Here is a 15,096-nt window from a genome sequence, read left to right on the forward strand (position 1 = left end):
TTGAAACGACAAAGATCGGAAGAAATTTTGATCAACAGCTGGTCAACCGCTCGGCTTAAATGCGTCACGGAGGTCCGCTTTGCGCCGATTGTGTTGACGAAGTCGGCGAGTTGGCTTTTGGCCCGCGGAAAGGGATCGAGGGCGCAAGTGTCTATCCCGTTTCAGATGGGCATTGGAGCCGGTGCCGAGATCAGTTTTGCCAGCTTCCGAAGGTTCTGAGCAGTGGCGGCGAGCAAGAACTCGTCGCGAGCGCCGCATGGACCTCTCAGACGAAGCCGATCGAGGCGCAGAATGCGCTTCAGATGCGCGAACAACATCTCGATCTTCTTGCGTTCGCGCCGCTAGGTTACATACGCCTCTGTCTTGGCAATCCCACGCGCTACGTCCCTGGCGCTCTCGTAGATCGAGCGCGGCACCTTGCGGGCTGGCATCTTCGGGCAACACCGCTGTTTGAGGTCGCAGATGTCTCGCAGTCGCGTTTGCTGGCGCGGTAGAGAAGCGTCGCTCCGTCATTCACCAGTGTCCCGGTTGAAGTCAGCACCTTGCCTGCCGGACAGCGATAGATGTCCGTCCTCGGATCGTAGGCAAAGTCGTCGCGGGCGAATGTCTCATCCTCGCGAGCCGACTTGTCGAACACAGGTATATGCGGCTCGATTCCACGCTGGTTGACCAACCAACCCAGCATGTCGGCTGATCCATACGCGCTGTCGGCAGCGAGGCGCTCGGGATGAATGCCAAAGCGCTCCTCCGTTCGCGCGATCATCGTCCGGGCCGCACCGACTTCAACTTGCCTGATGGCGCGCGTCGCCTCGACATCGACGATCACCGCAGCCTTCAGATCGATCAGGTAGTTATCGGCGTAGGCAAAAAAGGCGTGGCCTTTGTGAGCTCCGGTCCATTGCGCAGCCGGATCGGATCGGGAGACGAACTTCGGTACCGTCTCGCTTGCCGCGCCCCAGGCCGCTTCGTCCAGCGTCTCAAGGTATTCGCGGACAGACCGCTGCGTCCGGGCAAGCACTTCCCAGTCATGGCTGTCGGTGCCCGCAGCAGAACGCTGCTTATTGGCGTCGGCAGCGATCAGGCTGGCATCGACAGCGAAGGCCGTTCCATCGACCAGCCCCTCCGCCATGCAACGCCGCACAACCGTCTCGAACAACTTGCGCAGAAGATCGCAGTCGCGGAAGCGGCCGTGTCTGTTTTTTGAGAAAGTCGAGTGATCCGGCACCTCGCCATCCAGCCCCAGACGGCAAAACCAGCGATAAGCGAGGTTCAAGTGAACCTCCTCGCACAACCGGCGCTCCGACCGGATGCCGTAACAGTAGCCGACCAGCAGCATCCGGACGAGCAGCTCAGGATCAATCCATGGCCGTCCAGTCGAACTGTAGAAGGGCGCCAAATCACGCCGAATGACTGACAGATCGACGAACCGGTCGATGTTCCGCAGCATGTGAGCCGCTGGTACGTGTCGCTCCAGCGAGAATTCGTAGAACAGAGCCGCCTGATCAGTCTGCTGTGGACCCATCATCGATTCAGCCTCCGCCGATATCGAGATTGAATCAGCGATGGCGCGCCGCTTCAACAGGGGACTTTTTCAACACAATCCGCCATGAGCGGCCATTCCATATCGCCCATTACGCGAATAAGGCGCGCTGCAGTGCTAACGGTGACTTCATTGTGGCCAACGGCTGTCATGCATTGACGTAAACTCGTTCGTGCCTATTCTCAGTCTGTGGTTGACGCCTGCCGGACTTTGAGCGGAAACTATTTTCGTTCGCACCCCCGGCCCGCCTCTTTGGGCAAGATTCCCATGGAATCGCAAATGAGCCCCGAAGACTAATCTCTCAAGGCCAATCACAGCGTCTGGCGGCAAGCGATAGCGGTTCTCGCTCAGCACAACGCACCCTTTTCACCTTGATCGGGTGGGATTCGTGCGTCCTGCACAACCTTCCCGACTTCGGAAGGAGTCGTACATATGAAGCGCCGAAACCAATCACCTTCCAAGCAATTCACGGATTCCATCGAGGAATACTACGCAACAAAAATCCTGAAAGCGCTGGGTATGACAGACGACCAGCTTTCACAGTGCCGCTTTCTGCCCAAGCATATGGATACGCGATTTGACCGCTGGGCATTTACTTGGGCCGCCAACCTGCCTAGCGCTATAGAGCAAAATGCTATTCCTTTTCTAAAGCCTTATTTGACTTATCGGTGGGTCACGCAAGATGCTCCGCCAGAGCATCATAGCATTGCCGATGCATGGGAAGAACTCTCGCAGCTTGCGGCGGAGTCCACCATTCAAATGGGCCTCCGATGGAGATCAGCTCAGCAGAAAAACAGCAGAAGATCGCGCAAACGCCATTATATCTCATCTCTTAAGATGACGATGGCCCAATTTGTGGATCGGTTCTCGCGAGAAATCGAAGTTCCTCAGCTGTCATACGCAGACGCTTGGGTCCGCTTTTATGCGTATCTCGAAACGAAAGATCTGGACCCCAAAGAAGTAGATGGACATTATGAATACTTTGCAAGTTTAGATGATCGCGCAGTGCTTAAGTTTGCGACTTTCAAACGCTACTTGCTTATCGCTCGCAAGGCGGCGCGCAGATAGCCCGGCAATTTGAATGGCTGCTTTTACGCTCCGAACTCTTGGCTGCCCCACGGCAGTCGTTCAATGGAGTTCACATGCAAACAGAGCGGCTAAATCACATTGTCACCGACATAGAGGCAATCGAGCGACTGCCCATCGGCAGCATTAAAACGAGTCGATCGTTTCGGATTTTTAGGAAGGAAACCGTACGCAAAGCAGCCCGATTCCTTGAGGAGTTCGGTCTTCGCCTGCCCATTGTTTTGGATGCCAAGGATGAGATCGTGGAGGGTGAGATCTGGTTTCACGCAGCCAAACACCTGGAATTGACCGACGTCCCGATTGTTCGGGTTGGCGGCCTCACGCCTCATCAATTAAATGCCTATCGCATCGGCATTCAGCGTATCCCGCAATCCGCCCAGTGGGACGACGCGGCTCTTGCCGACGTCTTCAAGCACTGGACCGTCGAAGATATTACCTTTGATATCGAGTTGACCGGCTTTTCGGCCGCTGAGATTGACATACTGATCGAAACCAGCGACGCCAAGGTCAAAGCTCCGACAACGACAGACATCACGACAGCCGATGCCGGCGCCCGCATCTCACGATTGGGTGACCTCTGGCTTGCGGGTGACCACCGTATCCTCTGCGGCAACTCCTTAGAGAGCGACTCGTTTAAGATACTTCTCGGCAGCGAGACGGCATCCGTCGTCAGAACCGATCCTCCTTACAACGTCGCAGTTCAAGGCCACGTTGGAGGAAAAGGAAAGCTAAAGCACCGCGAATTCGCGATGGCATCCGGGGAGATGAAAGGAGCTCAATTTACTGAGTTCTTACTCGGTGCATTTAGGCAGTTGGCAGCTGCTAGTGCTGACGGGTCGATCCATTACATCTTCATGGACTGGCGTCACGCGCAGGAACTTCTCGCGGCCGGTAGCTCCATCTATAGTGAGCTCAAGAATGTCGTGGTCTGGGTAAAGGCCAACGGAGGCATGGGCTCATTCTACAGGTCACGGCACGAGTTCGTATTCGTCTACAAGAAGGGCAAGAGCAAGCAACGCAATAATGTCGAGCTCGGTAAACACGGGCGTAACCGCACCAACGTGTGGGAGTATGCAGGAGCCAACGGATTTGATGGTCGTCATACCCTCTCGGGGCTAGATGTCGGCAGCAAGCGCCTTTTTGAGATTCACAATGGGGATCTTCTGTTCAACATAGTTTTTGCTTGGGAAGGTGCGATTGCCGTTCCGGGTGAGAAGGATCATCTGCGCGTCGGATCACACCGCTTTTTGACATTTGTTCCAGAAGTGGAGCAAGCAACTGCGAAATTCCTTCGCTTTTATCTTTTAAGTGCTGAGGGGTTAGAGAAGGTCGGCAATGCCTCTCCGGGCGGCGCGGGCCGAAACCGAACTTTGGGCATCGCGAAGGCAGAGGCAATCACAGTTCCAGTCCCAAAGATTCACGAACAGAGGAAGTTTGACCAACTTTGTGAGTATATTCGTGAGATTCGCGAAATCCGCGCTGCAACGGCAAAAGATGCGGAAGCGCTGATCCCGGCGATGCTTCACGACATATTCGAGCGCAATGCCAAAACCGTTCGTGCAGACAACGGTATCAACGTCACTCTACTTCGAGAAAAACAGTCCGCCGCTATCGGTGTCCCCCACGAAGAGGCTGTGCTCGTGGCGGCCGTGATTCAAGCTTTCCATGAAGATGGTGGTCAGCCCTTGGGAAATTTCCGACTCCAAAAGGCTGTGTACTTCGCACGCCGCTTTTTGGGTGATCGCGAACTTGACAGGCAGTACCTACGGAAAGCTGCCGGACCTTACAATCCGTCGCTGCGTTACTCTGGTGGAATGAAGGTCGCTTTGGAGAGAAATTGGATCAAGACTGCTACTGGCAAGTTCGGTCCCGGGCATTCGCCCGGTACAGCTCGCGATGATGCAAACGCATGGATTAAGAAGCTCGATTTTTGTAGAGCTGCTTCATGGGTGCGCGACAGATTTAAGTTCAAGCACAACGATATTTGGGAGCTTTTGGCGACAGTTGATTACGCAATGCTTGCGCTTGTGCGTAGCGGAAAAGCCGCAACAGCCACGAACGTCTTGTCTTTCATCAGCAACGACAACGAGTGGCGTCCGAAAGTGGAAAAGCTAAAGCTCTCGGAAGCATCTATCCAAAACGCGATAGTCGAGCTCCAGAGTTTGTTTGTCGATCCGGTGAATTCGAAAACATCGAAGGCGGCATCAAAGAAGGCTGGACTACGCTTGTCGAAATAACGGCTCGTTGCCAATCAAAGGCGGTGCCACGGCGAAGCGAACAACCAACAAATAACCAACGATATAGGCAAACCAACGCTTCGCAAACGTTTCCAAAATTAACCCGGATCGTTGATTTTATACGCTTTTACCCGAATTCGAGGCGTCCTTTCCCCGCTCATAACGGCCTGCTCGCGGGTCGCATCTATAGAGAGAGCCAAGCGCTTCGGGTGCTTCTCGATTGTGACCGTGGATACGCGAATTGCTCCCAATTGGTGCCGTCGCGCCTCCTCCCTGGAGTGCGCCAAAGCCAAGCACCTTGATCGGGCGGCAGTCCGGGAAGCGAGATTCCCAACCCCTCGCATTCAGACCCAGAAAATAGTCGGCGACCGAGTGCCAGGATTAGGCCGCATTGGTGATCGAACCGGGTCTCCAACCGCAAACTCCCAAAAATGGTAATTTCCAAACTGTCGGCCAGAGACTTTCGGGATTTTGGCGGTGTACGGGGTCGGTTGCGCCAGCCGGAGACTTTCCAGAGTGCGCGAAAGCCCGCCGAATGCGGGCCTTTCTCGGCAAATCGGGCAGCTTGGTCGAATGCCCGTACTGCGTGGCTGGGGCGGGAGGGGTCGAACCTCCGCATGGGGGAATCAAAATCCCCTGCCTTACCACTTGGCTACGCCCCAACAGCAGCGGCGCGAGACGATCGGAACCTGCAGCGCGCGCCGGCTCCGCCGGTCTATAGAGAGACGTTCACGATTTCAACCACCTGAGGCCAATGTTCCACGGCTCCTCCGGTCTTTCGGGGAGCCGCAGAGCACGTCCGGCCGAAATGCGCCCTTTGGCGTGTTGAGAGCCATCTCAAATCATGGGAAGACGGCAGAAAGCTGAAGAGTGTACCCAAAGAAGACCCGGGAGCGAGATGCCATGACCTACCGTGCGCCAATCAACGACATTCTGCTCGCCCTGAACCACGGTGCCGGGCTCCAGGCCGCGCTCAAAGCCGGCCATTATGGCGATTTCGACGCCGAGATGACCGCCCAGGTGCTGGAAGAGGCCGGCCGCTTCGCCACCGACGTGCTCGCCCCCCTGAACCGCATCGGCGACCAGAACGGAATCAAGCTCAAGGACAACAAGGTCACCACCGCGCCGGGCTGGCCGGAGGCCTATAAGCGCTGGACCGAAGCGGGCTGGAACGCGGTCTCCGGCCCCGAAGCCTTTGGCGGCCAGGGCCTGCCGCTGGCCGTGAACGCCGCCTGCACCGAGATCTGGAGCGCCTCGAACATGGCATTCGGGCTCTGCCCGCTGCTCACCCTCTCCGCCATCGAGGCGCTCGACGCCCATGGCAGCGAGGAGCTCAAGAAGATCTATCTCGAAAAGCTTGTGACCGGCGAATGGACCGGCACCATGCAACTCACCGAGCCGCAAGCGGGCTCTGACGTAGGCGCCCTGCGCTCCCGCACGGAACGGCATGCGGACGGCACCTATCGCGTGTTCGGCACCAAGATCTTCATCACCTATGGCGATCACGACATGACCGACAACATCGTGCATTTCGTGCTCGCGCGACTGCCCGATGCGCCCGCCGGCACCAAGGGCCTCTCCCTGTTCCTGATCCCCAAATTCCTCGTCAATGCCGACGGCTCGCTGGGCGCGCGCAACGACATCTATCCGTCCGGCGTCGAACACAAGCTCGGCATGCATGCCTCGCCGACCTGCACCATGACCATGGGCGATGCCGGCGGCGCTATCGGCTATTTGATCGGCGAGGAAAATCGCGGCATGCTCTGCATGTTCACGATGATGAATCAGGCCCGCCTCGGCGTCGGCCTCGAGGGCGTCGGCATCGCCGATCGTGCCTATCAGCAGGCCCTCGCTTTTGCGCAGGAGCGCAAGCAGGGCCGCGGCATCGGCAGCAAAACGCAGGGCATGGACCCGATCATGGTGCATCCCGACGTCAAGCGCATGCTGATGCAGATGCGCTCGCTCACGGCTGCCGCGCGCACCATCTGCTATGCCACCGCGGTCGCGCTGGATATCGCCGCACGCGCGCCCGATGCAGAGACACGCACCAAGGCCGCCGCCCGCGGCGCGTTGCTGACACCGATCGCCAAGGCCTTCTCCACCGATATCGGTAACGAGGTGACATCGCTCGGCGTGCAGATCCATGGCGGCATGGGCTTTATCGAGGAAACTGGCGCTGCGCAGCATTATCGCGATGCGCGCATCGCCTCGATCTACGAAGGCACCAACGGCATCCAGTCCATCGACCTCGTGACGCGCAAACTGGCCGCCGGCGGCGGTGCGGCTGTCTGGGTCCTGCTCGACGAACTGAACGGCATCGTCGCAAGGATCGAAGCATCGAACGACCCTGCATTCGGCACCACCGGCGCCAAACTGCGCGACGCGCTGGGCAGCCTGGAACGTTCGAGCAAATGGCTGCTGGAGAAAATGGCTTCGGCGCCGAACGACGCATTGGCTGGCGCCACGCCTTATCTGCGCCTGTTCGGCTCGGCGCTGGGCGGCTGCATGCTGGCCCAAGAAGCTCTGGCGGCCCGTGAGAGCGAAGGCAATTCCACACGCTATGTCTCCGTTGCCCGCTTCTTCGCCGAGAATGTCGCTGTCCAGGCCGGTGCACTGGAACGCACGGTGATGGATTCCGCCGAAGCCGTGATGGCCGCCGACGCTGCTCTGCTCGATTGATCGGTATTCATTTCCAGCTATCCGCCGGTTCGGATTGATGTAACATCCGACCGTAAGACGTTGATGCACGCAGTGCCGCGCGCATCGTGACAACGCGAGGAGCCAAGGGGGCCGCATGACCGAACACCTCATCGTGACCGATGAAGAGGCGACGCGCGTGATTACGCTGCGACGGCCGGAAAAGAAGAATGCGCTCACGCAGGACATGTATCGCGCCATGTCGGACGCCATCGACACGGCGCAGAACAATCCGGACATCCGCTGCTTCATCATCACCGGCGGCTCCGGCGTCTTCACGGCAGGCAACGACCTGCAGGACTTTCTGAAGGACGGCACCGACACGCGCTCGGCGGAATTCCGCTCGTCGAACGCGATCAAGTTCCTTTATTCGCTGGCCCACAACACCAAACCGATCATCGCCGCCGTGGACGGCATCGCCATCGGCATCGGCACGACCATGTTGTTCCACTGCGATTACGTGCTGGCCTCTACCACCGCTACCTTCACAACGCCCTTCATCCATCTCGGTCTGGTGCCGGAGGGCGCCTCAAGCCTGTTGTTCCCGCGCACCATGGGCCACCAGCGTGCTTTCGCCACGCTGGTGATGGGCCGCACCATGCATGCGGAAGACGCCCGTACGGCCGGCTTCGTCAATGAGGTCGTCGCGCCCGGCCATACGGAAGTCGAGGCGCGCAAGGTCGCGCGCGACATCTGCGCCCTGCCGCCGGAGGCCGTTGCCATTTCGCGCAAGCTGTTGAAGCTGCCGCCGGAGGATCTCACCCGCCGCATCGATCAGGAAAGCCACCTGTTCGGCGAACGCATGAAATCGCAGGAGGCAATCGCCGCGTTCCAGGCATTTTTCGCGCGCAAGAAGGCGTAACATTCCTGCGTTAAACGAGACGGCATGCCCCGACTTCACGCCATCCTCGCTGCTGCCTCTCTGCTCTGCGCCCCGCTCGCCCATGCCCAGACATCGGCCGAACCGGTCGATGTCACGCTACTCGCGATCAACGACTTTCATGGCTATCTGCGTCCTGCCCCCGGTGGCATCACCATAGACGATCCCGCCGACCGGACGAAAAAGATCACCGTGCCTGCGGGCGGCGCCGAGCATCTGGCAACGCTGGTGAAGCAGCTGCGTGCTGGAAAAAAGAACACCGCCTTCGTCGCTGCCGGCGATCTGATCGGCGCGAGCCCGTTTCTCTCCGCGCTGTTTCACGACGAACCGACCATCGAGGCACTGTCCATGATGGGGCTGGACATCGCATCCGTTGGCAACCACGAATTCGACGAAGGCCGCGACGAACTTCTGCGCATGCAGAACGGCGGCTGTCATCCCATCGATGGTTGCAAGGGACCACATCCGTTCAAGGGCGCAACATTCCGGTATCTCGCCGCCAGCACCATCGATACGCAGACCGGCAAGCCACTGCTGCCGCCATACGAGATTCGGGATTTCGAAGGCGTCCCGATTGCTTTCATCGGCCTGACGCTGAAAGGCACGCCCGGCCTCGTCGCGCCTCCCGGCATTGTCGGCCTCGAATTCCGCGACGAAGCGGATACGGTGAACGCGCTGGTGCCAGAACTCAGGAGCAAGGGCGTCGAGGCCATCGTGGCTTTGATCCACGAAGGTGGTTTCCCCGCCGGCGACTACAACGAATGTCCGGGCATTTCTGGCCCCATCGTCGATATCGTCAAGAAGTTCGACAAGGCGGTGGATGTCGTCGTGAGCGGCCATACACACCGCGCCTATACATGCGAGATCGACGGCCGCCTCGTCACTTCCGGCGACAAGTACGGCACTCTCATCACCAACATCGATCTCAAGCTCGACCGCAGCACGCGCGACATCGTCAGCGCCAAGGCAAACAACGTCATCGTACACACGTCCCTGCCCGCGGATCCCGCGCAGACGGCGCTGCTCACCGCCTATGACAAGGTCGCGGGCCCGATCGCCGCACAGCCCGCGGGTGGCATCACTGCGACGCTGTCGCGGATGCCGAATACGGAGACCGGCGAAAGCCCGCTCGGCGATGTCATTGCCGATTCCCATCTAGCCGCCACCTCTGCGAGGGATCGTGGAGGAGCCGTCATCGCCTTCACCAATCCCGGTGGCATTCGCAGCGACATCATCAAGAAACCGGACGCCGACGTCTCCTACGGGGATGTTTTCGCGGCGCAGCCTTTCCGCAACCAGCTCGTGACATTGACGCTGACAGGAGCGCAGATCAGAACCATGCTGGAGCAGCAATGGCGCGATCCGAAGCGCCCGCGCATCCTGCAGGTCTCCAGGGGCTTCAGCTATACATGGGACAATGCCGCCGGCGATGGAAACCGGGTCGTCGCCGACAGTATGAAGCTCGGCAGCGTGCCGATCGATCTTGCCAGCCCCTATCGCATCACGGTCAACAACTTCCTCGCCGTCGGCGGCGATGGCTTCACCGTGCTGAAGGATGGCAAGGACCCGGTGATCGGTGTCTATGACGTCGATGCGCTCAGCGGCTATCTGCGTAGCAACAGCCCAGTATCACCCGGACCTGTGGATCGGATTTCACGGGTGAACTGAAGCGTCCGACTATTCGCACGACCTTGCCGTAAGGTGGATTAGCGTAGCGTAATCCGCCGGCCGAAGCTGCGTTCCGAAGAACGGCGGATTACGCCTTCGGCTAATCCGCCTTACTAATAGATCGACGGCTCCTTCACCGGCCCGCCAAAATCGCTGCGCAGGAAATCGAAATCGCAGCCTTCATTGGCTTGCTGGATATGTTTTGAGAACATCCAGCCATAGCCGCGCTCGTAATTTTTCTCCGGCGCTTTCCAGGCGGCACGGCGCTTCGCCATCTCCTCGTCGGAAATATCGAGATTGATGGTACGCGCGTTCACATCGAGCGTAATCATGTCGCCGTTCTGCACCAGCGCCAACGGCCCGCCGATGAAGGATTCCGGCGCCACATGCAGAATGCAGGCACCATAGCTGGTGCCGCTCATGCGTGCATCGGAAATTCGCACCATGTCGCGCACACCCTGCTTCACCAGCTTCTTCGGGATCGGCAGCATCCCCCATTCCGGCATGCCCGGACCGCCCTGCGGGCCGGCATTGCGCAGGATCAGCACATGATCGGCCGACACATCGAGGCTTTCGTCGTCGATCGCTTTCTTCATGCTGGGATAGTCGTCGAACACCAGCGCCGGACCGGTATGTTTGAGAAAACGCGGATCGCAGGCGGATGGTTTGATCACACAGCCATCGGGCGCGAGATTCCCCTTCAGCACGGCCAGCGCGCCTTCGGCATAGATCGCTTTCTCCACGGTACGGATGACGTCGTCGTTATGCACTTCAGCACCCGCGATATTTTCGCCAAGCGTCTTTCCCGTCACGGTGATCTGGTCGAGATGCAGATGATCCTTGATGCGGTTCATCAGAGCCGGGAGGCCGCCGGCATAGAAGAAATCCTCCATCAGATAGGTGTCGCCGGATGGTCGTACATTGGCAATGACGGGCACCTTGCGGCTGGCGCGCTCGAAATCGTCGAGGCTGATATCCTGCCCGGCGCGACGCGCCTGCGCGATCAGGTGAATGATCGCATTGGTGGAGCAGCCCATCGCCATTGCCACGGTGATGGCGTTTTCGAACGCCTTTCGCGTTTGGATCTTGGCGGGCGTGAGATCCTCCCACACCATCTCGACGATACGGCGCCCGCAGGCGGATGCCATGCGGATATGGCCTGCATCAGCCGCGGGGATCGACGATGCGCCGGGCAGCGACATGCCGATACTTTCCGCGATTGCGGTCATCGTTGAGGCCGTCCCCATGGTCATGCACGTGCCATAGCTGCGGGCGATGCCACCTTCGACTTCCAGCCATTCCTTTTCGGAGATGTTGCCGGCGCGGCGCTCATCCCAGTATTTCCAGCCGTCGGAGCCGGAACCGAGCGTCTTGCCCTTCCAGTTGCCACGCAACATCGGCCCGGCGGGCAAATAGATCGCGGGATAGCCGGCGGACGTGGCACCCAGCAACAGGCCCGGCGTAGTCTTGTCGCATCCGCCCATCAGCACGACACCGTCGACGGGATGACCACGCAGCAGCTCCTCCGCGTCCATCGCCAGCATGTTGCGATAGAGCATGGTCGTCGGCTTGAGGAAACTCTCCGACAGCGACAGCGCCGGCAGCTCCATCGGAAAACCACCGGCCATCAGGATGCCGCGCTTCACATCGTCCACGCGCGTCTTGAAATGCATGTGGCACGGCTGGGCTTCCGACCAGGTGTTCAGGATCGCGATGACCGGCCGTCCCTTCCACTCCTCGGGCGCATAGCCCTGCTGCATCGCGCGCGAGCGATGACCGAAGGAGCGCAGATCGTCCGGCGCAAACCAACGGGCGCTGCGGAGTTGGTCGGGGGTCTTCTTGTGGTCCGGCATCATTCCATCCCTGTTTCTTTTTGCTTTGGCACGACTTGTTTTTGCTCAGTGCGAACCGGACAAGCTTGTTACATATGCAGCATTCGACTGTAGCGGTTCAAGACCGCCTGGCCAATGTTCGATCCAGCGTCTGCGTGTCCGCCAACCGATGCGCTTCCAGTGCCTTGGCATAGAGCCCGAGACCTTCGGCCACCTTCTGACGCTGGGCCGGCGTAAGTTGTTGCAGGGCGTTGACGACCTGCCGCTGCCCGTAGGCCGCGATCGCGTCGCGCGTGCGCCGCCCCTTGGCCGTGAGCAGCAGTCGCTTGACGCGGCCGTCGCCGGCGCTGGCGGCTTCCTTCAGCTCGCCGGCGTCGATCAGCTTGCGGATCATCCGGCTGACACTGGATTTTTCCAGACCGAGAAATGCCGACAGCTCGACCGCAGTCATCGCCTCGCGGGCACCAATTTCCAGCAGCGCATGCACCGCCGATGGCGGATAGTCGGTCGCTGCAACCGTTGCCTGCATGAAGCCGAGTTCGCGCACCATCAGACGCGACGCGGCGCGGATGTGATCGATCAAATCGGCGTCAATATCGGACAATCGCGGGCTCCTTGACGATAGTTGCACGATACAACTATATTGCTGGCAACGAACAAAGACCGTGTTAGCACGATCCATGCAAGGAATGACCATGACAACCAGCGCAGCCCAGTTCCGCGCGCGCGACCGCATGGCCGGACGCATCTGCCTCGTGACCGGCGGCGGCACCGGTATCGGCCGGGCGGCTGCGTTGCTGATGGCGCAGGAAGGCGCGGCGGCGGTGGTGATCGCAGGCCGTCGCGAAGCCGAGGGACAGGCCGCCGCCGAAGACTGCGGCCGGCTCGGCGCCAAGGCGCTGTTCGTGCGCACCGATGTGACCGAAGAAGCCGAGGTCGCCAGTCTGGTTCAGGCCGTGATGTCCCGTTTCGGGCGGCTCGACGTGGCCTTCAACAATGCCGGCTATCAGGAACGGCGCGCGCCGATCGAGCAGCAGACCAGCACGGTCTACGACACCGTGTTCGACGCCAATGTCCGCTCGGTGTTTCTTGGCCTGAAGCATCAGATCCAGGCCATGGAGCAGAACGGAGGCGGGCGCATCGTCGTCAACGCCTCGGTCAGCGGCATGCGCAATCCGAATCCTGGCCTTTCGCTCTATTCGGCCTCGAAAGCCGCGGTGATTTCGCTGATGCGCTCGGCGGCGATGGAATGTGGACCGCGCGGCATTCGCATCAATGCGGTGGCGCCGGGCCGCGTCGTCACCGACATGATGCTGGCCTCGGGCATCGCGGACATGTCGGCGGTGGCCGCCGGCCTGCCGATCCGCCGGATGGGCCAGCCGGAGGAAGTCGCCGAGGCGGTGGTATGGCTCGCCTCGGACGACGCCGGCTATATCGTCGGCCACGTGCTGGCCGCCGATGGCGGCTTCAGCGCATCGTGAGCGAGCCGCCGTTTCAGCCTTATCTGGCTCCGAACACCTTGCCGATGGCCGCCTGCGCTTCGCTCTGGATCTGCTTCAGATGCGCCTCGCTGCGGAAGCTTTCCGCATAGATCTTGTAGACATCCTCGGTGCCCGACGGTCGCGCCGCGAACCAGCCATTGGCGGTGCTGACCTTGATGCCGCCGAAACTCTGGCCGTTCCCGGCTGCCTTGCTCTCGGTCACCGTGACGGGATCACCGGCCAGTTCGGTCATGCCGATCTGCTCCGGCGTCACCTTCTTGAGCACATTCTTCTGCTCCGGCGTCGCCGCGGCATCGATGCGCTCGTAATAGGGCGTGCCGAATTCGGCCGTCAGCCGCTCGAAGCGCTGGCTCGGATCCTCCTTGGTCACCGCGGTGATTTCCGCTGCGAGCAAACCGAGGATGAGGCCGTCCTTGTCGGTGGTCCACACCGTGCCGTCCTTGCGCAGGAACGAGGCGCCGGCACTCTCCTCGCCACCGAAGCCGAAGGAGCCATCGACGAGGCCGTTCACGAACCACTTGAAGCCCACCGGCGTCTCGACCAGCTTGCGGCCGAGCTTCTTCACCACGCGGTCGATGATGGCGCTGGAGACGATAGTCTTGCCGACCGCAGCATCCTTGCGCCAGTTCGAACGATGCGCGAACAGATAGTCGATCGATGTCGCCAGATAGTGGTTCGGATTCATCAGCCCGCCGGTACGGGTGACGATGCCATGGCGGTCGGCGTCGGTGTCATTGGCGAAGGCGACGTCGAACCTGTCGCGCATATGGATCAGCGGCGCCATCGCATAGGGCGATGAGCAGTCCATGCGGATCTTGCCGTCCCAATCCAGCGTCATGAAGCGGAAGGTCGGATCGATCGCCGTGTTCACGATGGTCGCATCCAACTTGTAGCGCTCGATCACCGGCTCCCAGTAATGCACGCCGGCGCCGCCGAGCGGATCAATGCCGATCTTCACGCCCGAGTTGCGGATCGCATCCATGTCCACGACATTGGCGAGGTCGCTCACATAGGGGGTGATGTAGTCGTAGGGCTTGACGAATTCGGACGCGCGGGCACGCGCGAGCGGGATGCGCTTCACGCCGGCCATACCGGTTTCGAGATAGCCGTTGGCCGCCTTCTCCATCAGGCCGGTGATGTCGGTATCGGCCGGGCCGCCATTCGGCGGATTGTATTTGAAGCCGCCGTCTTCCGGAGGATTGTGCGAGGGCGTGACCACCACGCCGTCCGCAAGGCCCGAACTGCGGCCCTTGTTATAGGTGAGGATGGCGTGGGAGATCACCGGCGTCGGCGTATAGCCGCCGTCCTTGTCGACCATCACATGAACGCCATTGGCGGCGAACACTTCGAGCGCCGACACCATCGCCGGCTCGGCCAGCGCATGGGTATCGATGCCGATAAACAGCGGCCCGTCGATGCCGGTGCTCTTGCGGTAATCGCAGATCGCCTGACTCACGGCCAGAATGTGGTTCTCGTTGAACGAATTATGCAGCGCCGAACCACGATGGCCGGAAGTTCCGAAGGCGACGCGCTGGGCAGCGATGGAGGGATCGGGCTTGCCGGCGAAATAGGCGGAGACGAGCCGAGGCACGTTCACGAGCTGGGAGGGATCGATCAGTTTACCGGCCAGCGGATGGACGTGAGCAGCCATGAA

At 60.1% G+C, this 15,096-nt stretch carries 9 protein-coding genes, 1 tRNA gene and 1 pseudogene; 6 read left to right on the plus strand and 5 right to left on the minus strand.

All coding sequences use genetic code 11. The annotated features are described in order from the left end of the window. Positions 1 to 161: 161 nt before the first annotated feature. Positions 162 to 1,525: pseudogene (locus tag E0H22_RS19745) on the minus strand (IS1182 family transposase). Between the two features lie 447 nt (positions 1,526 to 1,972). On the opposite strand from E0H22_RS19745, the gene E0H22_RS19750 reads away from it, so the two are divergent. Together E0H22_RS19750 and E0H22_RS19755 are read left to right on the plus strand one after the other, a co-directional pair. After that, a complete protein-coding gene (locus tag E0H22_RS19750; RefSeq protein ID WP_233022682.1) occupies positions 1,973 to 2,608 on the plus strand; it encodes a hypothetical protein in 636 nt (211 codons plus the stop codon). 74 nt (positions 2,609 to 2,682) lie between these two features. Then, entirely contained in the window at positions 2,683 to 4,863 is a 2,181-nt protein-coding gene (locus E0H22_RS19755) for a DNA methyltransferase (protein ID WP_233022683.1), read from the plus strand. 587 nt (positions 4,864 to 5,450) lie between these two features. On the opposite strand, the gene E0H22_RS19760 is transcribed toward E0H22_RS19755, so the two are convergent. After that, positions 5,451 to 5,525 (minus strand) — tRNA-Gln (locus tag E0H22_RS19760). Positions 5,526 to 5,766: 241 nt separating this feature from the next. On the opposite strand from E0H22_RS19760, the gene E0H22_RS19765 reads away from it, so the two are divergent. The 3 genes from E0H22_RS19765 (at position 5,767) to E0H22_RS19775 (ending at position 10,108) form a co-directional block, all read left to right on the plus strand. Then, complete coding sequence (locus E0H22_RS19765) at positions 5,767 to 7,542, plus strand: acyl-CoA dehydrogenase family protein (protein WP_233022684.1); 1,776 nt, start codon at positions 5,767 to 5,769, stop codon at positions 7,540 to 7,542. Positions 7,543 to 7,657: 115 nt separating this feature from the next. After that, on the plus strand, positions 7,658 to 8,422 hold the full coding sequence (locus E0H22_RS19770) for a crotonase/enoyl-CoA hydratase family protein (protein WP_233022685.1): 765 nt from the start codon (positions 7,658 to 7,660) through the stop codon (positions 8,420 to 8,422). 24 nt (positions 8,423 to 8,446) lie between these two features. Beyond that, positions 8,447 to 10,108, plus strand: a complete 1,662-nt coding sequence (locus E0H22_RS19775; RefSeq protein WP_233022686.1) for a bifunctional metallophosphatase/5'-nucleotidase — start codon at positions 8,447 to 8,449, stop codon at positions 10,106 to 10,108. A gap of 113 nt (positions 10,109 to 10,221) precedes the next feature. On the opposite strand, the gene araD is transcribed toward E0H22_RS19775, so the two are convergent. After that, the gene (gene araD / locus E0H22_RS19780) at positions 10,222 to 11,961 is read right to left on the minus strand and encodes an L-arabinonate dehydratase (RefSeq protein ID WP_233022687.1); all 1,740 of its coding nucleotides are present in this window, start codon (positions 11,959 to 11,961) and stop codon (positions 10,222 to 10,224) included. A 97-nt stretch (positions 11,962 to 12,058) separates the two neighbouring features. Beyond that, positions 12,059 to 12,544, minus strand: a complete 486-nt coding sequence (locus tag E0H22_RS19785) for a MarR family winged helix-turn-helix transcriptional regulator (RefSeq protein WP_233022688.1) — start codon at positions 12,542 to 12,544, stop codon at positions 12,059 to 12,061. A gap of 91 nt (positions 12,545 to 12,635) precedes the next feature. On the opposite strand from E0H22_RS19785, the gene E0H22_RS19790 reads away from it, so the two are divergent. Beyond that, complete coding sequence (locus E0H22_RS19790) at positions 12,636 to 13,421, plus strand: SDR family NAD(P)-dependent oxidoreductase (protein ID WP_233022689.1); 786 nt, start codon at positions 12,636 to 12,638, stop codon at positions 13,419 to 13,421. A gap of 19 nt (positions 13,422 to 13,440) precedes the next feature. Here the strand turns inward: E0H22_RS19790 and pgm are convergent, their stop codons facing one another. Next, positions 13,441 to 15,093 carry a phosphoglucomutase (alpha-D-glucose-1,6-bisphosphate-dependent) gene (gene pgm / locus E0H22_RS19795; RefSeq protein WP_233022690.1) on the minus strand — a complete coding sequence of 551 codons (1,653 nt, stop codon included), beginning with the start codon at positions 15,091 to 15,093 and terminating at the stop codon, positions 13,441 to 13,443. Between the last annotated feature and the right edge of the window lie 3 nt (positions 15,094 to 15,096).

This window comes from Rhodopseudomonas boonkerdii (genome assembly GCF_021184025.1).
Classification (GTDB): domain Bacteria; phylum Pseudomonadota; class Alphaproteobacteria; order Rhizobiales; family Xanthobacteraceae; genus Tardiphaga; species Tardiphaga boonkerdii.